Below are 19,123 nucleotides of genomic sequence, written 5' to 3'. Positions count from 1 at the left end.
ACGCGCCAAGCAGGTGAAATCAAAGCACAAAAAAGCCACGCTGAACTTCCATAAGTTGCACAGCGTGGCTGAAACAGGAAACGAACGCGCTTTAGGCGGTCGCAACGGGAGCGGAGGCCGCACCCTTTTTGCCGTAGCGGCGCCAGACGAACAGGCCGGTGACGAACAGCGCACCAATGATCGCGCCATTGACGGCAGGCTCAGGCACGGTGGGCGAAAGAACATCGGATTCAAAGCTCACCCAGAACGCGAAGTCGGTAGAACCGAGATCAAAAAAGGTCGAACCGTTGCCCGAAACGAAGGCCGAACCGCCGGCATACGCGATACCGGGAGACAGCGGATTGTAGTTGGCCGAACCCACTTGGGCGATACCCGACGTTCCGGCATCGGTGCGATGGATCACCAACGCATAAACCTGTCCGGCATCCAATGCCGTGGAACCAATGCCGGGATTGGTAATGACATTGGCGCCAACAGGACTGAAACCAGAGTCGTTCGTGTAGGCGAACGAGGCAGAGGTGAAATCAACCAGCGTGCCCAAGGTCGTGCCGGTCCAAGTATAGATGGACGTCGTGAAAGAAGGCGTGGCGCCATTCAATACGTTAAACTGGATATTATAGGCAAAGACAGCGGCGGTGGTGGGCGCGATAAATGTCTGCGCATACCAATTCCCAGCGGCGATATCGGTGCCAGCACCGCTCCAATTACCATTCCAAGGGCTGCCGGGATAAGTGGATTGGCCGTAGTTGGTGATAATCTGGGCGTGCGCGGAAACGCTCAACAGAGCGGCGAAAGCGAGACTGGAAAGTTTCAAGAGTTTCATGGCCTTAAATCGATGTGTTGGAGATGTGCATCACACCCAGCCCATGGTCAATCAAATATAGGGTATATACCCTACAAATACTATTCATGGGTTATTTACGTTCGACTAAGAGTCTCTCAGACCAAGGTGTTTCACCACTTTATCGATCTTCGGTCGGATCACCATCTGGCAGTAACCTGCGTGCGGATTACGACGGAAGTAATCCTGATGATACGCTTCGGCCTCATAAAATTTCTCCAAGGGCGCGATTTGCGTCACGATTTTTCCGCCCCAACCGGGGTTTGCGCGTGCCACTGAAGCCTCGGCCGCCGCTTTCTGGCCTTCATCCGTGTAGAAAATCACCGAGCGATACTGCGTGCCCGCATCAGCACCCTGGCGGTTCAACGTGGTCGGATCGTGGATCTTCCAGAAGTGATCCAGCAACGCATCCAAGGTGATCCGCTCGGGATCGTAATCGATTCGCACGACCTCCGCGTGGCCCGATACCCCCGCGCACACTTGCTCATAAGTCGGGTTCGGCCGTGGTCCTCCCGCGTATCCACTCACCACGGCTTCGACACCGGGTAGAATCTCATATGCCGCCTCGGTGCACCAAAAACAACCGCCGCCAACAATCAGTGATTTAAGCGATGACATGAGATCAACGTGCGCGATTTACCTCCTGACGCCACCGTTTAAGCAGGATAAAAAACCGTAAAATCCGAATTTCGAATAAACCAGCGGCGAACCTGATGCGTGTTACTGATGTCCATGCCGCGAGCCCCTTCACGGCCTCTGCACAGATTTATTTCAATCCCATGAAAAACTCACGCCCCGTATTATTATCCCGCCCCGTGGTGATCATCGGCTTGATCATAGGTGTGACGCTCGCAGCGGGCACGGCGATTCTCTCGACAGTCTCCACACGTGAAATGGCTGCAGCCAGTATCCGCGTAACCCATACGCAAGCCACACTGCTCGAGATCAACCAGCTGCTGTCCTCACTTATCGATACCGAAACCGGCCAGCGCGGCTACATTCTTACCGGTCTCGAAAGCTACCTTGAACCCTACACGCGAGCAGCCGATGGCCTCGACAAACAACTCGACGGACTCCGCCAGCGTTTCGCGAACTCTCCGGAGCAACTGGCCACGCTTGATCGCATCAGCCAGCTGGTCGCCGACAAGAAAGCCGAGACGAGCCGCACCATCGAACTGCGTCGCGCCAATGCCATCGGCCCCGCCCTCCACATCGTCGACTCAGGCGCAGGCCTCAAAAACATGAACGCCCTGCGCATGGCCGTGCACGATTTGGAACAACGTGAACTCATGGATCTTTCGCTCAATTCGGCCTCGGTCAGCCGGCGCGCGGATTTCTTTCAAATCATCGGCCTCATCATGCTCGTCGCCGCCTGCGCGATGGGCGGAACCGGTGGCTGGCTGCTCATGCGTCGTGTGCACGAACTCGAAACCATGATCACGGTCTGCGCCTGGACGCGCCGCGTGAAATTCAACGGCCAATGGGTGAGCTTCGAGGACTACCTGCGAGCCCGCTTCAACCTGCAGTTCACCCACGGCATCTCCGAGGAGGCCTCCCGAAAACTAAAGATGGAGGCCATCGAACTCGTCGAAGCCGAGGCGCTGAAATACAAGGGGGCGCCCGTCGTCAGGCCCGCGTGAGCGGACGATACTTGATGCGGTGTGGCTGGTCGGCGTCCTTGCCCTTGCGCTTCTTGAAATCCTCCAGATAGGCCGAGTAGTTGCCCGCATACCAGTGGACATGGCTGTCGCCCTCGAACGCCATGATGTGCGTCGCCACACGATCGAGGAACCAGCGGTCGTGCGACACGATCACCGCGCAGCCGGCGAACATCTCCAAGCCTTCCTCAAGCGCGCGAATCGAGTTCACGTCGAGGTCGTTGGTCGGTTCGTCCAACAGAATCAGATTGGCACCGCTTTTGAGCAACCGTGCCAGATGAACACGGTTGCGCTCACCGCCGGAAAGCACGCCGACCTTCTTCTGCTGATCCGCACCGGTGAAACCAAACTGAGCGCAATACGCGCGGGCATTCATCTCACGAGGACCGAGCTTCAAGTTTTCCTCACCGCCGCTGATCGCCTCGTAAATGGTCTGCTCACCGGGCAACGAATCGCGCGATTGATCGACATGGGCGATCGTCACCGTCGGCCCCACGCGCAGTGAACCGCCATCGGCTGCCTCCACGCCGGTGATCAGTTTGAAGAGCGTGGTCTTGCCCGCTCCGTTTGGTCCGATCACGCCGACGATGCCGCCGGGTGGCAGCGAAAAATTCACGTCTTCAAACAGCACCTTTTCTCCGTAGGCCTTGCTGAGTTTCTGCGCCTCGACGACCAGCGAACCAAGACGCGGGCCGGCGGGGATGATGATTTCAAACTCACGTTCCTGCTCGGCGACGTTTTCCTTGAGCATCGATTCGTAGGCGTTGATGCGCGCCTGCCCTTTGGCCTGCCGGGCTTTCGCGCCGGAACGAATCCACTCGAGTTCGCGCGCCATCGCCTTCTGTCGGCGATCCTCGGTCTTTTGCTGCACCGTTGCGCGCGCATGCTTTTGCTCCAGCCAGCCGGAATAGTTGCCCTTCCACGGAATGCCGTGGCCGTGATCGAGCTCGAGGATCCACTTGGCGACATTGTCGAGGAAGTAGCGGTCGTGCGTCACCGCGATGATCGTGCCCGCGTAACGCGAGAGATGTTGCTCGAGCCAGTGCACGCTCTCGGCGTCGAGATGGTTCGTCGGCTCGTCGAGCAGCAGAATGTCCGGTTTCTTCAGAAGCAGACGCGCCAGCGCGATACGGCGTTTTTCACCACCCGAGAGGTGATCGACGACCTGATCGGCCGGCGGACAACGCAACGCATCCATCGCCATCTCGACCTGCGGGCCGACATCCCAGGCGCCGAGCGCGTCGATCTTTTCCTGGAGTTCGCCTTGTTTCGTGGTGATCGCATCGCGCTCGGTATCATCGGCCGCGGCGTCGATTTCATCCCACGTCGCATCGTAGGCGGCGGTCAGATCGGTCAAGTGTTTCACGCCTTCCTCCACGCACTCGCGCACGGTCTTGCCGGCCGTGAGCTGCGGCTCCTGCTCCAAAAGGCCGACGGTATATCCCGGCTCGAAATGCACCTCGCCGTCGAAGTCCGTGTCGCGCCCCGCCAGAATGCGCATGAGCGAGGACTTGCCAGAGCCGTTAAATCCGAGGACGCCGATCTTCGCGCCGTAATAAAACGACAGCGAGATGTCGCGGAGGATTTCCTTGCGCTCGATTTTCTTCGAGACGCGCATCATCGAAAAAATAATCTTCGGTTCTTCGGGCTTGGCCATGCGGCGATGCAACCGCCGCGGCGTGCGGGGTCAAGGTGCTCTCACGGTTTCGTAGCGAGTTCGAGCAAGGTCAGACCATCAAACGCCTCGCGGTTGCTGAAGCCGCACATCTCCTGCGTGGGACGCAGGCTGGCGCAAAACGCCGGGCGCTCCGGCCGCCCAAAAATCGCGCAGCGCATATCCGGCAGCAATTGCACGCAGGGCACACCCGCCGGTTTGCCGTGTGGCATGCCGGGGATAGGCGACGTAATCGACGGAGCGATGCAACACGCCCCGCACTGCGGCCGGCAGTTCATGGCCGTGTTTTGAACTGCCATAAGCCGGAATTAGCGAAGCTGTAGGAACACCTTGGCGCCTTTGCCTGCGGGTGCAGGAGCTGTCAGGAAGAGACGGCCGGCATCGATCTCACCGCCTTCGAGCAATTCGTCGCGCACGTGCTGGGCGCGAGCCTCGGCCAGAGCACGGAGATCCTCTTCGGACACGACGATACCCGAGGCCAGCGCACGGCGGGCATCCGCGAGCGTGAGCGGCGTGCTGCCATCGGCTGAAGCCGTGGCCACGACTTCGCCCGATGAGATGATCACCACGGTTTTAACCGCCGGCGTTTTCGCCACGGGCTTCGGCGTCGCGGCTCCACTATATATGCGGCGCGGGGCGGGTGTCGGCGCAGGAGGCGCGGCAACCACTGCTTGCGGCTGCGTCACAGAAGCACCCGCGGTATCAACGCCGGGCGCAGGCAATCCGTCCGGATAACGCTCGGACACCATGAGGCCGATGATACGGGTCTCGTCCTCGGGGGCCACGGTGAGCTCGGAGGGCGGAGGCGTATCCGCATTCTTGACACGCAACTCTTCCCACAGGCGCTGGCGCACTTGTTTGGCGAGCGTCTGATCGCGCACGGCGGCAAGATCCGCGGTCGCATCGTAACTGCCGTTGATATCCAGATTGAGCGCCGGACGTCCTTTGAGCGCCTTGCGCAGGGTTTCGATTTTTTTGATTTCGGCCTCGAGCGGGGTCGTCGCTCCAGGCGAGAAATCCTGATAGGCAAGTTCGTCGCCACCGCCGCCAAACGCAGCCCCGATGAGCGAGAATGGCGAAGTCGCGGCTTTCACCAACAAGTTCACGATCACGCGCAACACGACGCGGCCGATCTTGAAACTGGGATCGTCGAGACTGCCTTTCACGGGCACATCGATGACGATGTTGCCCGAGGTGTCTTTCAAGAGCGCCACGCCGAGTCGCACGGGAAGCTTGGTCGCATCGGGACTGTTGGTCGCGGGACCGAAGGTGAATTGCTTGAGCGTGATGACATTACTGGTGTCGAGTTTACGCTGTGAAAGGCGGGCCTTCACATCCACCGACAAACCGCTGCGGGCCAGTTCATAGCCGGCGTAAGTGCCGACGTAAGGTGAAATCGGCGAGAGATCGACGCCCTTCACGTCCACCAAGATTTCAGTCAGGGCACCGGGCGTGAGCGTCGCGGCCTTTGCATCGAGTTTCCCCGTGAAGGAAACTTCACCGGAGCCGTTCACCTTGCCACGGATGTTCACATCGGCGCGTTGCAGATCGGCCGACGACAGGCCGGTGATCGCACCTGAAAAATGATCGAGCGACATGCGCACCGCCGGCTTGATCGAGTTGTCCGCCAGCAAGACCGAACCATTGGTCAGCGTAAACTTGCCGAGCGACCAGATCGGCGCAGGCAAAGTCGAACTGCTCGCCAGGCCCTTCGCGGGCGCGGCGGGCGGCAGCTTCACCTCAACGGGTTCAGACTCTGCGGCCGGTGCCGTTTCGGTGCGCAGGATCGCGGCGAGATTGGTGGTCTTGTCGGCATTGACGGTCACGCGCGCGGACGGATCCGTGATGCTGATTTCGCCGATGCGTGCGGTCAGCGGGTCAGAAATCGCATCAATGCCGCGAATAGCGAATTGGGTGAAGGTCACAAAATCTTCCGCCTTGGCGCCGTCCACCGTGGCAAATTTATCCACGACAACGTCGCCTTGGAATGAAGCGACCGTGCCGCGCAGGCTGGCCTGTCCATCCACCGAAACCGCGCCGCCCGCGATACGCACATTGAGCATCGGCTCTATGTAAGGCGTGCCGCCGGCGAGCGGGATTGAAGTCACTTTGATCTTAAGATCCGCGGCGAGCGGTTCGCGCACCGCCGAACCTTCGACGTTGATCGTGCCCGACGGCAGCGTTGCAACGGAAAGCGCCAGCAGAACGGGCACCGCGGGCTCGGCCAGGGAAATATTTTTAACAGAAACGTCGAGGCGACCGATGCTGTTTTTCGCGGGCGTGAGCGTGGTGCGATCCTCGATATCAATGGCGAGGCCGGTGAGGGAAAACTCCGTGAGTTTCACATCGGGCAACGCGGGCATCGCAGCGGCGGGAGTCGCGCCCGCGGCAACGGTGACGGGGGTCACGCCGGCCGATGCGACCGCCGGCACCGTGAGAAGATTCAACAGGTTGATCGAACCGTCTTTCTCGCGGACCACGGTGAGGCGTCCGCCATCGAGCGCGACACGGCGGATGACGGCGGAGGTCTTGAGTCCGTCGGCATGGAGGCCGTCGATAACCAGCGACGGCAAATCGATGACCGCCGTGGTGGAACCACGGGGAGCGACTTGGAGATTCGAGAGCTTGATCGTGGCATCGCCCAAGGTGAGTTGGCGCGAGCCTTCGGAGAGATCGACGGCGTAACTCGCCGAGAAATCGAGCGCGCCGCTGAGCAGATCGGCATTGATGCGGTCGGCATAGTAAGGCGCGTATTTTTTGAGCGCGATACCGCCGATGCTAAACCGGCCGGCCGAGCGCGCCGGAATAAGTGAAAGCGTGCCCTTCCAATCAAACGTCTCGCCGGCCTCGGTGATGGCGGAGAACTCATAAGGAGCTTTCGGATCACCCGCGGTGTGAAAGTTTTTAAGCGTGAAACCGAGCGGACCGACAGTCGTGGCAAAAGGTGCCGCGCGGCTGGAATCAACGAAGTTCAAGGCCGCCGAAGTAACCGAGAGACTCGCAATGCGCAGGGGGCGGGGCTTTTTCGCGGGCGTGGCGGGTGCCTCGGCGGGCGCGGGAATGAGATCGGCAAAGTTAAAAACGCCGTCTTTCGCGATCACCACACGTTGAGAAAACCCATCGATGTAAATCTCTTGAAAACGCCATTCGCCGGTGAAGAGGGAGAATGAATCGAAGTTCACATACAACCGGCGCCAGCCGGTGAACTCGGCACCGTCACGGTCTTTAATCGCGAGTCCGTCGATGGTGATCGACAGCACCAGCGGATTGACGCGTATCCGTTCGATGGAGACTTCGCGATGAAGCTCGGCGGACAGATGCTTGATTGCCTGGGCTTTGATAATCGGCGGCAGGCCGAAGAATCCGAAGAGCAGCAAGCCCGTTACCACGCTGCCCGTGACGAGCCAGCGGCGACGACTGCGGCGTGAGCGTTTGTCCTGGGCGACGATCGAAGCGGCGGAAGGTTGGAGCGACATGGAAATTGAAAAGTTATAGCAGACAAAAAAGCCCCGGGCGTGCGGGGCGGAGACGAATCAGAGAGTGGCCAGCGCGGCCTTTATTTGAGCCGAATGATCCTTGGTGTCCACCTTCTCTATCACCCGCAGCACTTTGCCTTGGGTGTTGATGATGTAAGCGGCACGGACCGGACCTTGGAACGTGCGGCCATACATCGATTTTTCCACGAGGGAATCCGTGGCTCGGGCGAACGCATCGCTCGGATCGCTGGCGAGCGTGTAAGTGATGTTTTTCTTGGCCGCGTATTTGAGATGCGAGCCGCACGTGTCGCGGCTCAGCGCAATCAGGCGGTAGCCCGCTTTGGCAAATTCCGAGGCGTGGGCGACGAGCGAATCGTTCTGCTTATCGCACGAACCGGTGTTGTTTTTCATGTAGACCGAGACGATCACCGGCTTCGTCAACAAATCACGGAACACCACCTCGCGAACTTCACCGTCCTGCACGACCTTCAAGGTGAAGGCCGTGTCGATTGTTTGCCCGGCGGCGATCATGCCCGAGGAGGCAAACTCAGATGTGCTTGGAGTCGTCGGCGTCTTTTTGAACGTAACCGGACTCCTGGCGCTGATGGTTGACGGCGTTCTTTTTCAAATACGCCGCATAAACATCCTCGGCGGTCATGCCGAGCGTCTGCGCGAGCGAGACGAGAAAATGAAACAGGTCCACGACTTCGACCTTGGCGTTCTGCTCATCGAATTTTTGGTATTTGGCCCACCACTTCCAGGGAACGCTGTCGATCAGCTCGGCCGTTTCCTGCTGCATGGCACGCGTGTAATTAAGGATCCACTTGGTCTTTTCCTCTTCGCTGGGGGGCGGGAGGGTGACGCCAATACGCGCATTGAGCGCTTCTTGCATGCGGAAGATTTCTTCGAGCTTGTCCATGGGCGCGAGGCTTGGCGGACGCACGCCGCGGATCAAGTGGCAAGTGTCCGCAACCTCAGCCGCGCGCCGCCTCGGCCCAATCCCACTCGGGAATGTAGTGGAAATCCGGGGCATGCAGACGGGTCGTCGCGGACGTCACCGGACGCTTGCGGCCGGGCTGATAATCATAGCGGCTGAACGAAAACCTGAATCGCCGCGATCCGTCGTCGCGCGGTTCATCGAGCACCAAAGCCAGCTTGATCCGCATGACGGCCTCCCATTGCGTGCGGGTGTCGTTGACGCGGGCGGCGCTTTCAAAACGGCTGTCGGCGACCGCCCAGTGCGTATGTTTACGACGCTCCAAAAAAGCTTCCCGACTGGGGAAAAACAGCTGCAGGCGCACGTTGTCCGGCGTCACATGAAACTCATAATACGCGGGACGGCCCTCCGCATGGAAAAAGAGTTCCAATGCGTCGCCCATTATCCATGTGGCGTCATTTAACTGCGTAGCCCGATTCGACGGTTGATCATCTTCGAGCACCGCATACGCCACCAAGTCGTCGCCTTGAATCCCGAGCCAGACGCGGCCCGGTTTAAAGTCCGCCTCCAGTTGAGGAAACCATGACTGCGCGAAATCGAGGCCGGCTCCGCCCGCTTTCATGACCCGCGCCGTCGCCTCCCAATCACCCAAGGCAAAGCCTTGCACGGCAGGGATCATCAGACATTCAGCTTCACCAGTTCGGACGAGGGACATGGATTATAAAACGAGTTACAGGGCTGCATTTCGTTCCCTAAACTGCCTCCGACCGCAAGCCGCCGCCCGCAATCGAGTCTTAAGCCTGCTCCATTCAAGCACATCCAACTTAAATCGTAGCGAGAGCCGCTGTTTCACCTCCGACCGTGGGAGCTAAATTAACAGTTGCTCCACAAGCGCAAACCCGCGACTTTTTGGCCTTGTTGCCTGCGTCGAGCGCACCCGCGCCCCGCGGCAACATCTCCCTCGCAGCCCCGCCCTACGCGGTGAGCGCGAGTTTAACCCACAGATAACAAACGACATGTCAGATACATCCACGTCCGGCAGCACGCCTCCTGAAGGCCCTGCCGCGACCGCCGGTGCGCCCACAGCGCCCGCCAGCGATTGGGGTGCCGCTTCCGGCACCAATCGTGGCTCGGGCCTCGCGCGCGGCAAACGAGTCAGCACTCCGGCCTCCTCGGCCCCCGTCAGCAACAACGCCGCCTCCGGCACCTACCAACCCTCCTCCATTCAAGTTCTGAAGGCGGAGTCGGAATACCAAAACCCGTTCGCTTCGGCGGACGTTGCCCCGTCCACCCCGGCCCCCGTCGTCGCTCCGGCTCCTGTCGCCGCGACCCCGGTTGCCCCGGTTGTTGTTGCTCCCCCCGCGGAGGCCCCGGCCCCCGCTTCGATCGCACCCGTCGCTCCCGCCGCCAAGGCCGAGCTTAACATCCTCCCTCCCACGGAAGCCAAGCGTCCCGCCCAGAGCTGGGAGACGCCTGCGTTCCCGTATGAGGCCGGCACTCAAAACGCCCCCAAGGCCGCGACTGCCGTGTCCTTGGAAGGCGAACGTCCGGTGTTCCGCCCTGTGCGCCGCAGCGAGGTCCCGATGCTCGAGTCCGCTCCCAACGCGAGCGGCAAGAGCCCCGGCATCCCGCAGCCCCCGAAATACGGCGGTCAGCGCACCCAGCGAGGCAACGGCGGCGGCAACCGCCAGCAGCAGCGCCAGGGTCGTCCCCAACAGCAACGCAACCGCGACGGCAACCGTCCGGCCGGCGCGCAACCGGGCAACCAAGGCCCGTCTGCTCCCCACGCTCCTGTTTCCGGTGGACAACAGCCCGCCTCCAAGAAACCCGCCGGCCTCTTCGGCTGGGTCAAGGGTCTCTTCGGCACCGCTGCCCCCGAACCCGGCAAACCGGCCCAGCCCGGTGCCCAGCCCCAGCCGTTTGTCGGCGGCGCGGGTGAACCTCGCACCGAGGGCGGCCCCCGCCGTCGTCGTCGTCGCGGTGGTCGCGGTCGCTCCGGCGGCGGCGGTCAGGGCAACCCGCAAGGCGGTCCGTCCGGTGGTCCCCAGACCCCCGGCGCTCCTCACGCCCAAAGCCACGGCCAGGGACATCCGTCCCACGGCCACGGTGGCGGCGAACATCGCCCCCAGGGTCAGGGCGGCGGCGGCAATCGCCGTCGTCGTGGCGGTCGCGGTCGCTCCGGCGGCGGTGGCGGCCAACCCGGTCAGGGTGGCCAGGGCGGTCAGGGCGGCGGCCATCGTCATGATGGCGGCGGCTCAGGCATCCCGCCCTCCGCTTAATCCGAGTTAAACCTTGCCAAGGGCTTCACCGCCCCGCGCATTTCAAAGGCGTTCGTTTCACCACGAACGCCTTTTTTTGCGCCCTCTTTCCGAGCTCTCCACTCTCAGTTCCCAACTCTCCACTTCTTCAGATGTCCGATCTCATCGTCCACGGCGGCAAACCCCTCACCGGCACCATCACGCCGTCGGGCAACAAGAACTCCGTCCTGCCGATTTTCTGCGCGACGCTCCTCACCGACGAGGCCGTCACCCTGCGCAACGTCCCCGACATCACCGACCTCAACAAACTGGTCGCCTTCTTCCAATCGCAGGGCTCCGAAATCTCCTGGAACCGCGACACCGCCGAGATGCGCGTCTGCCACGCCGGATTTAAGAGCACCCTCGAAAACGACGAGCTCCCGCAGGACATGCGCTCCACCGTCCTGCTCTATCCGGCGCTCCTCAACCGCCTTCGCCAGATCGCCATTCAGGCCAACACCAAGGGCTGCTCCCTCGGCGTCCGCGAGATCGACCCCCACCTCGAAATCCTCTCCGTCCTCGGCGCCATCGTGAACGAGGGCGACCCGCTCGTCATCGCCCTGCCCCACGGCTTCAAAGGCGCCCGCCACTGGTGTGACTACATGTCCGTCACCGTCACCGAAAACTTCGCGATGGCCGCCGCCCTCGCCGAGGGCGAATCCACCCTCATCAACGCCGCCAGCGAACCCCACGTGCAAGATCTCTGCGCCGCCCTCGTCGCCATGGGCGCCAAGATCGAAGGACTCGGCACCTCGATGCTCAAGATCACCGGCGTCGAAAAACTCCACGGTGCCGACATCACCATCAATTCCGACTACCACGAGATCGTCACTTTCCTCGCCCTCGGCGCGATCACCGGCGGCGAAGTGCGCGTCAACAAAGCCCTCCCGCACCACTTCGACTTGATCGCCCGCGCCTTCAAAAAACTCGGCGTCATCATCGAGCACGAAGGTGACACCGTGATCGTCCGTCGCGGACAAAAGCTCGTCATCGAAACCCCATTCACGACCAACCTCCTCCCCAAAATCGAAGCCGCCCCCTGGCCCTATTTCTCCGTCGATCTGCTCCCACTGATGATCGCGCTCAGCGTCCGCTGCGAAGGCACGATTCATTTCTGGAACAAGGTTTACGAAAACGGTTTCTCCTGGATTCCCGAGCTCGCGAAATTCGGCGCGCACGCGCTCGTGAGCGACCCGCACCGCCTGGTCGTCTTCGGTAACCGCCCGCTGCGTCCCGCTGTAGTTGATTCTCCTTACATCATCCGCGCCGCCGTCGCACTCTACATGGTCGCCGCCGCGATTCCGGGACAGTCCGTCGTCCGCCACGCCGAGATCATCAAACGCGCCCACCCCCGCTTCGTCGAAAACCTCCGCACCCTCGGCGCCGAAGTGGAATGGAAATAATTCAACACAGGGCACGCAGAGATCTCAGTTCCGTTCGTTCTTCGCGCCCTCCGTGTCCTCTGTGTTAAAAAATTCACCATGTCCGCATCCGACAACAAAGGCCTAGGCTACATCACCAGCACGCTCGCCACGCCCGTCACCTCCGCCGAGGCCGCGCTCCGCCCGCTGTCCTTCGCCGATTTCACCGGACAACCCAAGACCGTCGAACGCCTTCAAGTCATGGTCGGCGCCGCCAAACGTCGCGGCGATCCACTCAACCACATCCTTCTCAGCGGACCTCCCGGCCTCGGAAAAACCACGCTCAGCTTCATCCTCGGCCACGAGATGGGCCGCAACGTCCGCGTCACCTCCGGCCCCGTCATCGAAAAAGCCTCCGACCTCGCCGGCCTGCTCACGTCCCTCGAAGAAGGCGACCTGCTCTTCATCGACGAGATCCATCGCATCTCCAAAACCGTCGAGGAATATCTCTACTCCGCGATGGAGGACTTCCGCCTCGATATCATGATAGACCAGGGCCCCAACGCCCGCAGCGTCCGCCTCTCGATTCCTCGTTTCACTTTGATCGGAGCCACCACCCGCGCCGGCCTGCTCACGGCACCGCTTCGCTCGCGTTTCACGCTCCAGACGCGCCTCGATTATTACGACATCCCAACGCTCATCGGCATCGTCACGCGCAGCTGCGGTCTGCTCAATGTCGCCATCGACGCCGGCGGCGCCAAGGAAATCGCCACCCGTTCCCGCGGCACGCCCCGCATCGCGAATAACCTGATCAACTTCTGCCGCGACTACGCGCAAGAACGCGCCAAAGGCAAAATCACCCAGCCCACCGCCGCCGCCGCACTCGAGCTGCTTGAGATCGACGCCGCCGGCTTGGACGAGATGGACAAACGCGTCCTCCGCATCATGGCGGAAAACTACAAAGGCGGCCCCGTCGGCCTGGGCACCATCGCCATCGCCGTCGGCGAAGAAACCGAGACGCTCGAAGAAGTTCACGAGCCGTTCCTCATCCAGGAAGGTTACCTCATGCGCACCCCGCAGGGTCGCATGCTCACCGCAAAGGGCTACCATGCGATCGGCCTCAAAGCCTCCCTCGGCGGCAATCAAGGCTCCTTGCTTTAAGGCACCGCGCAGCCTGCGCCAGCATAGGGATTTTTCCCGAACGATGCACTCCGGTCTTCTCCCGTATTGCATCCTTAACCACTTCTTAATCCCCTGACCTGTAGATGCCCAGCCCAGACGATCAACAACGCAGGCAGATGGAGGCCGAGTTACACGATGCCAGCACGCGGCTCGAAGCCATTCTGGGCGCTGCGGAAATCGGCACGTGGACTTGGGATATTGTTAGCGACCTCGTCGTCGCCGATCGCAACCTCAACCGGATCTTTGGCATTACCGATTCCCGCGATGGCCTCCCGGTGGATGATTTTTTCAAGTCCATCCATCCCGAGGATCTGCCGCATGTGAAAGCGACTGTTCAACGCTCGGTGAGTGCTGGCGGCGGCAACTTCGAGGACGACTACCGCGTAATCCAATCCAGCGGCGGCATCCGCTGGATCACCGCCCGCGGCACGTTTCAACGCGATGAAAAGGGCCGCGCAGTCAGCATGTCGGGCGTGCTCATCGACATCACCGGCCGCAAAAAAGCCGAGGCCGAACGCGACCTTCTTTTAGAGCGTGAACGCGCGGCGCGGCGTGAAGCCGACTCCCTTAACGAGCGCCTGAACTTCTCACTCTCCGCCCTCGATCTGGGTTATTGGAACTGGGACGCCGTCACGGACATTATGACGGTCTCGGAGCGCACGGCGGACATTTACGGAATTCGCGCCGACTCGGTCGGCACGCGTGAGGCGATGCGCTCCGTTCTCCATGACGAGGATCGCGACCGTGCGCGCACCACCGCGATCGAGGCGGTCGCCAGCCGCTCTGATTATTCCATCGAATACCGGGTCAACCATCCTGTGCACGGACTCCGCTGGGTCGCCGCCCGCGGCCGGCCTGTTCTCGGTTCCGACGGCTCCGTGACCGGGATGATGGGCGTGGTGCAGGATATCACCGAGCGACGCGCGCAGGAGCAGGCGGTCGCCGAATTATCCCGCAAACTCCGTGCGCAAACCGCTCACTTTGAAACCACGCTCTCCAACGTGGCCGACTTCGTTTACTCCTTCGATCGCGAAGGTCGTTTCACCTACGTCAACCGCGGCCTCCTTGATCTTTGGGGACTCACCCTCGACCAGGCCGTTGGCAAAAACTTCACGCAGCTGGCCTACCCGCGAGAGATGGCCGATCAACTGATGCGCGAACTTGCGCAAGTCGTCACCACCCGCCGCCCCTTCACGGGCGAGACCCCTTACACCAACCACGCGGGAAAACTCGGCTACTACGAATACATCTTCACCCCCATCTTCGACGAACACGGGGAAGTCACCGCCCTGGCCGGCACCACGCGCGACATCACCGAACGACGCGTCCAGGAGCAATCCGTGATCGAACTATCACGCAAGTTGCGCGCCCAAACCGAGCACTTCGAAACCACGCTCTCCAACCTCGACGACTTCGTTTACTCGTTCGACCGCGAGGGCCGCGTCACCTACGCCAACCGTTCGTTGCTCGCACTCTGGCAGGAAACACCTGAATCCGTCATCGGCAAAAGCTTCAAGGAGCTCGGCTACCCCGACGATCTGGCCAACCGCCACCTCTCCGAAATCGCGCAGGTCATCGCCACCCGTAAACCGCATGTCGGCGAAACGCCCTACCTCACACCCGAAGGCGAATGGGTGTTTTTCCAATATATCTTCAGCCCCATCTTCGACGAACAGGGCAACGTGTCCGCCATCGCCGGCACCACGCGCAACACCACCGAGCGCAAAAAAACCGAACTCGCCCTGTCCTCCGCGCGCGAGGAATTGCAACGCCACGCCGAAATCCTGGAGGCCACCGTCGCCGAGCGCACCGCGCGTCTTCAGGAAACCATCGGCGAGCTCGAAGCGTTTTCCTACAGCGTCTCCCACGACATGCGCGCTCCGCTTCGCGCCATGCAGGGCTACGCTGATGCGTTGCTGGACGACTACGCGCCGCAGCTCGACGAGATCGCCAACCGCCACCTCACGCGCATCCGCAAAAATGCCGAACGCCTCGAACTGCTCGTGCGTGACATCCTCACCTACAGCCGCGTCGCCAAGGAAAACATCGAGCTCACGCCCATTCCCTTGCAGGCCTTCCTCGACAATCTGCTGCCGCAACTTCCGAACCTCCAGCCACCCGTCGCCCATGTGCGTTTCCAACGCCCGCTGCCGACTGTAATCGGTCACGAAGCCTACTTGTCGCAGATCTTCACCAACCTGCTGGGCAATGCCGTGAAGTTTGTCGCCCCCGGCGTCATCCCTGTCATCGACATCCTCACCGAAGATCAGGGCGACTCCGTGAAAATCATCGTTAAGGATAACGGCCTGGGCATCGCCCCGGAGCACTTTACGCGCATTTTCAATATCTTCGGCCGCGTGCATCCCGACAAACAATACGAAGGCACCGGCATCGGTCTCTCCATCGTCAAGAAAGCCGTGCAGCGCATGGGCGGCGTCATCGGACTGGAGTCCAAGCTTGGCGAAGGCAGTCTCTTTTGGTTTACCTTGGCGAAAGCATGAGCAGCCACACCATCTTATTGGTTGAGGACAACGAGGACGATGTGTTCCTGATGAAGCGCGCCTTGCGTGCCGCCGGCATCGAGAACCCCCTGCAAATCGCCGAGGACGGACAGGCCGCCATCGATTATCTCTCCGGCACCGGTGCCTATGCAGACCGCACGCTGAACCCTCTGCCGATGATCGTTTTTCTCGATCTGAAACTTCCCTACAAGTCCGGTCACGAGGTGCTCGATTGGATCCGCCAGCAGCCACACTTCGAAACGTTGGTGGTCATCATCCTCACTTCGTCCAACGAGCAGGTCGACCTTGAGCGCGCCTACAAATCCGGTGCCAACTCCTTCGTGGTAAAACCACCGACCACCGTGCTGCTCCAAAAGCTGGCCGACTCGTTCAAGCTTTGGTGGCTCAACCAAAACCAGACCATCGCGATCACCGCCAAGAGCTGACGCGTTCGCCTCACGGGAAAGCGCGGCGGAGAAAACTTCCGCCGCGCCTGCGCCTGGCTGCTAGCTATCACGAACGATCACCGGCCGACTGCTTTTTTCAGCGAACCCACTTTACGCTGAACCTTGCCCACGGCTTGGTCGGCAACACCTTCACCTTGAAGGCGCGTATTCTTGGTCAGCTTACCGGCCGCTTCTTTGACTTTACCGGAAGCCTGTAAAGCTCCGCCTTCGATACGATCACGAGTGCTTGATTTCATATTGGGGTGGGGATGGAGGATTTGTTTTTAGTTTAAGAAAACGCCGTTTACTTGGCGGCGTCCTGAAGATTTTGACCGCCCTTTTCGATGTCCTTGCCCGCGCCTTCCATGGTGTTGCAGCCCGAGAAACAAAGCGCAGCCAGCAGAAGGGTGATGATTGAAGTGATTTTAATTGTTTTCATACGCCTGCTCATTCGCATCGCACATGCCAGCAAACCTTCACGCACTTCAAGCCACTGATATACAGATTATTATAAACAAATATCTGGCACGCCACTCCTGAATCTCAGCGCAACTTGCACCGTGCCGTCACCTCCGATCATGCAAGTTGCAAGTGCCGCGGGTGATTTTAGCTCAGCTCAATTCTAGATCGATTTTGGCCTTACTCAGTCAAATGCCTGCGCACGCACTCCATCAAGAGCCGCGCCGTATTCACCCCGCTCGGATCACGCAGCCGGTTGCGCGCAAAACCCACGGCCAGTCCGTGATCAAGATCGGCAAACCCCACCGTGCCTCCATGTCCGCCATGTCCAAAGCACACCGGACGATCTCCCATCACCGATCCCACACCGCCCAATCCATAACCGAGTCCACACGGTCCCATCGTCGTGGGAATAAGCGGATCCACTTCCTCGATGGCTTTCGCCACACGCCCGGCGGGCAACAGCTCCACGCCGTCCACACCACTCGGACATAACGCCGCGTAATGCCGGGCCAGATCATGCGCGGTCATGATGCCATTCGACGCAGGGATGCAGGCCTGACGCACATCCGATCGATTCATCCACGCATAGAGTGGCTGCACCCAGTTGGGGATCGACTGCGGAATATCCACCTCGGGGAATTCCTGCGCCGGCCCGACTTCCTCCAGCACCGCCACGCGTGGCTCCACCGCAGCGGAAATTCCGATGAACATGTTTTTCAATCCCAATGGAGCCCGGATCTCCTCTTCAAGTAGTTGCTCAAACGTCCGGCCGGTCGCCCGGCACGCCGCTTCGCCCAGAATCCATCCCTGTGTGATCGCGTGATATTCCCGTCGCGAACCCGGCTCCCACGCCGGCTTCATGGCCGCCATCTCGCTGCACATCGCCGCCCAATCACACGCTTTCGAGCGGTCCCGCGTCGGCTCCAGCAGATGAAGGCCCGCCGTATGATTGAGAACCTGCTTCAAGGTCACGCCCGCCTTGCCGTTGACCGCAAATTCCGGCCACACGCTCGCAATCGGCAGATCATAGGCGAGCACACCACGCTCCACCAACCGGTGTATCAGCGTCGCGGTGACACCTTTCCCGCAGGAAAAAATCGGGAACAACGTATCGCTTGTCACCCGCGTGCCACGCGCGGAATCAGCCAGACCCGCGAAAGCATCGACCACGAGTTCGCCGCGCAGATACACCGCCGCCTGCAAGCCACGCTCTTCGTTCGCGGCGACAAGGTCATCGAACAATTGTTGCACTTCAGCCTGCAGGTCGGGTCGCTTCATGGGGAGGCTTCGTTTTGCACGACGGCTTCAGTGTCGTCCACCGCGATCTGAAAACTCCGCGGCGTGCAGCCTTGCGAGGTTGCGGCGACTGCACATGCGGTTACGTTCGCTCCCTAGATGTCTTCCTTCACTCCGTTTTCCACGATTCTCACGCACCCTGGCGGCGCCCATAAAGACGAGTTCCTCGCCTGCTGCGTGCTGCTCGCCGAGCAACCCGTGCCCATCGTGCGTCGCGAGCCTGCACCCGCCGATCTCGCCGATTCCACCATCGCGGTGATCGATGTCGGCCACAGCCACGATCCCGCGCTTAATAATTTCGATCACCACCAACTCCCTCGCGACCACGTTCCGACGTGCTCGCTCTCACTCGTGCTTCGCCACCTGGGGCTCTACGAGGATGCCCGCCAGTTTTGCGACTGGCTCGAACCCGCCGAGTGGTTCGACTGCCGCGGTCCCATGGACACCGCGCGTTGGCTCGGTGTGGAGCGCAACGTCATCGGCAAGCTCAACTCCCCCATCGACGGCACCCTCCTGCGCCGCTTTGCCCAGACCACCCGTCTGCAGCCCGGCGAACCGCTCTGGGAAATGATGCGCCTGATCGGCGAGGATATTCTCACTTACGTGCGTTCACTCCGTGAGCGTCTCGATTTCATCGCCCGCACGGCCCAACTGTGGACCCTCGACGATGTCCCCGGATCACCCGCCGTTCTTTTTCTCCCGCGCACCGACCCGATGCCCGAAGATCCCTCGGCCGCCATCGAGCGTTACGTCGAAAGCCGCGGCTTGGGTGATCGCGTGATCGGCCTGATTTCGCCCGATCGTCGCAACACCGGTTACGGGCTCGCCCGTCATCGTGACAACGCGCGCCTCGATTTCACGCGCATCGCCAACGAGTCCGATGTCCACTTCGCCCACGCCCGCGGCTTCGTCGCCAAGACGTCCGCCACCGAGCCCGACCGCCTGCGCGAACTCATGCTGCGCGCACTGCACAGCAATTAACATCGAAGGT

Annotated in this window: 18 protein-coding genes; 7 read left to right on the top strand and 11 right to left on the bottom strand. The window is 60.9% G+C overall.

What is annotated here, in order from left to right:
* Positions 1 to 91 precede the first annotated feature (91 nt).
* The gene (locus FPL22_RS14025) at positions 92 to 823 is read right to left on the bottom strand and encodes a hypothetical protein (RefSeq protein ID WP_144353614.1); all 732 of its coding nucleotides are present in this window, start codon (positions 821 to 823) and stop codon (positions 92 to 94) included.
* Between the two features lie 105 nt (positions 824 to 928).
* A complete protein-coding gene (gene msrA, locus FPL22_RS14020) occupies positions 929 to 1,459 on the bottom strand; it encodes a peptide-methionine (S)-S-oxide reductase MsrA (protein WP_144353613.1) in 531 nt (176 codons plus the stop codon).
* Between the two features lie 161 nt (positions 1,460 to 1,620).
* On the opposite strand from msrA, the gene FPL22_RS14015 reads away from it, so the two are divergent.
* A complete protein-coding gene (locus FPL22_RS14015; RefSeq protein ID WP_162525318.1) occupies positions 1,621 to 2,481 on the top strand; it encodes a CHASE3 domain-containing protein in 861 nt (286 codons plus the stop codon).
* Here FPL22_RS14015 and ettA read toward each other — a convergent pair.
* From ettA to FPL22_RS13985, 6 genes are read right to left on the bottom strand one after another with little or no spacing between them, the layout of a single operon-like run.
* Positions 2,468 to 4,156 carry an energy-dependent translational throttle protein EttA gene (gene ettA, locus FPL22_RS14010; RefSeq protein WP_144353611.1) on the bottom strand — a complete coding sequence of 563 codons (1,689 nt, stop codon included), beginning with the start codon at positions 4,154 to 4,156 and terminating at the stop codon, positions 2,468 to 2,470. The genes FPL22_RS14015 and ettA overlap by 14 nt on opposite strands.
* Positions 4,157 to 4,197: 41 nt before the next feature.
* Positions 4,198 to 4,473 carry a YkgJ family cysteine cluster protein gene (locus FPL22_RS14005; protein WP_144353610.1) on the bottom strand — a complete coding sequence of 92 codons (276 nt, stop codon included), beginning with the start codon at positions 4,471 to 4,473 and terminating at the stop codon, positions 4,198 to 4,200.
* 9 nt (positions 4,474 to 4,482) lie between these two features.
* Complete coding sequence (locus FPL22_RS14000; protein ID WP_144353609.1) at positions 4,483 to 7,650, bottom strand: DUF748 domain-containing protein; 3,168 nt, start codon at positions 7,648 to 7,650, stop codon at positions 4,483 to 4,485.
* Positions 7,651 to 7,707: 57 nt separating this feature from the next.
* Positions 7,708 to 8,181, bottom strand: a complete 474-nt coding sequence (locus FPL22_RS13995; RefSeq protein WP_144353608.1) for a peroxiredoxin — start codon at positions 8,179 to 8,181, stop codon at positions 7,708 to 7,710.
* A 16-nt stretch (positions 8,182 to 8,197) separates the two neighbouring features.
* Complete coding sequence (locus FPL22_RS13990; RefSeq protein ID WP_144353968.1) at positions 8,198 to 8,569, bottom strand: dUTPase; 372 nt, start codon at positions 8,567 to 8,569, stop codon at positions 8,198 to 8,200.
* A gap of 55 nt (positions 8,570 to 8,624) precedes the next feature.
* Positions 8,625 to 9,302, bottom strand: a complete 678-nt coding sequence (locus tag FPL22_RS13985) for a hypothetical protein (protein WP_144353607.1) — start codon at positions 9,300 to 9,302, stop codon at positions 8,625 to 8,627.
* Between the two features lie 301 nt (positions 9,303 to 9,603).
* On the opposite strand from FPL22_RS13985, the gene FPL22_RS17725 reads away from it, so the two are divergent.
* The 5 genes from FPL22_RS17725 to FPL22_RS13955 all read left to right on the top strand — a co-directional run bounded on the left by FPL22_RS17725 (position 9,604) and on the right by FPL22_RS13955 (position 16,374).
* On the top strand, positions 9,604 to 10,866 hold the full coding sequence (locus tag FPL22_RS17725) for a hypothetical protein (RefSeq protein ID WP_162525317.1): 1,263 nt from the start codon (positions 9,604 to 9,606) through the stop codon (positions 10,864 to 10,866).
* A gap of 131 nt (positions 10,867 to 10,997) precedes the next feature.
* Positions 10,998 to 12,287: a UDP-N-acetylglucosamine 1-carboxyvinyltransferase gene (locus tag FPL22_RS13970; protein ID WP_144353604.1), complete on the top strand. Its 1,290-nt coding sequence runs from the start codon at positions 10,998 to 11,000 to the stop codon at positions 12,285 to 12,287.
* A 78-nt stretch (positions 12,288 to 12,365) separates the two neighbouring features.
* On the top strand, positions 12,366 to 13,406 hold the full coding sequence (gene ruvB, locus FPL22_RS13965) for a Holliday junction branch migration DNA helicase RuvB (protein ID WP_144353603.1): 1,041 nt from the start codon (positions 12,366 to 12,368) through the stop codon (positions 13,404 to 13,406).
* A 104-nt stretch (positions 13,407 to 13,510) separates the two neighbouring features.
* Positions 13,511 to 15,928 carry a PAS domain-containing sensor histidine kinase gene (locus FPL22_RS13960; protein WP_144353602.1) on the top strand — a complete coding sequence of 806 codons (2,418 nt, stop codon included), beginning with the start codon at positions 13,511 to 13,513 and terminating at the stop codon, positions 15,926 to 15,928.
* Positions 15,925 to 16,374 (top strand): response regulator, encoded by a 450-nt coding sequence (locus FPL22_RS13955; protein ID WP_144353601.1) that lies wholly within the window; start codon positions 15,925 to 15,927, stop codon positions 16,372 to 16,374. The genes FPL22_RS13960 and FPL22_RS13955 overlap by 4 nt, the downstream gene beginning before the upstream one ends.
* A 77-nt stretch (positions 16,375 to 16,451) precedes the next feature.
* Here FPL22_RS13955 and FPL22_RS13950 read toward each other — a convergent pair whose 3' ends face one another.
* From FPL22_RS13950 to FPL22_RS13940, 3 genes are all read right to left on the bottom strand, one after another.
* Positions 16,452 to 16,631, bottom strand: coding sequence for a CsbD family protein (locus tag FPL22_RS13950; RefSeq protein ID WP_144353600.1), 180 nt, complete (start codon positions 16,629 to 16,631; stop codon positions 16,452 to 16,454).
* A 47-nt stretch (positions 16,632 to 16,678) separates the two neighbouring features.
* A complete protein-coding gene (locus FPL22_RS13945; protein ID WP_144353599.1) occupies positions 16,679 to 16,813 on the bottom strand; it encodes an entericidin A/B family lipoprotein in 135 nt (44 codons plus the stop codon).
* A gap of 200 nt (positions 16,814 to 17,013) precedes the next feature.
* Positions 17,014 to 18,114, bottom strand: coding sequence for a serine hydrolase domain-containing protein (locus tag FPL22_RS13940; RefSeq protein WP_144353598.1), 1,101 nt, complete (start codon positions 18,112 to 18,114; stop codon positions 17,014 to 17,016).
* A gap of 117 nt (positions 18,115 to 18,231) precedes the next feature.
* On the opposite strand from FPL22_RS13940, the gene FPL22_RS13935 reads away from it, so the two are divergent.
* Positions 18,232 to 19,113, top strand: coding sequence for an MYG1 family protein (locus FPL22_RS13935; protein ID WP_144353597.1), 882 nt, complete (start codon positions 18,232 to 18,234; stop codon positions 19,111 to 19,113).
* Positions 19,114 to 19,123 lie beyond the last annotated feature (10 nt).

The sequence above is a fragment of the Rariglobus hedericola genome (assembly GCF_007559335.1).
GTDB classification, from domain to species: domain Bacteria; phylum Verrucomicrobiota; class Verrucomicrobiia; order Opitutales; family Opitutaceae; genus Rariglobus; species Rariglobus hedericola.
Note: the sequence above shows the minus strand (reverse complement) of the source record. Positions and strands in the feature narration are given on the sequence as shown.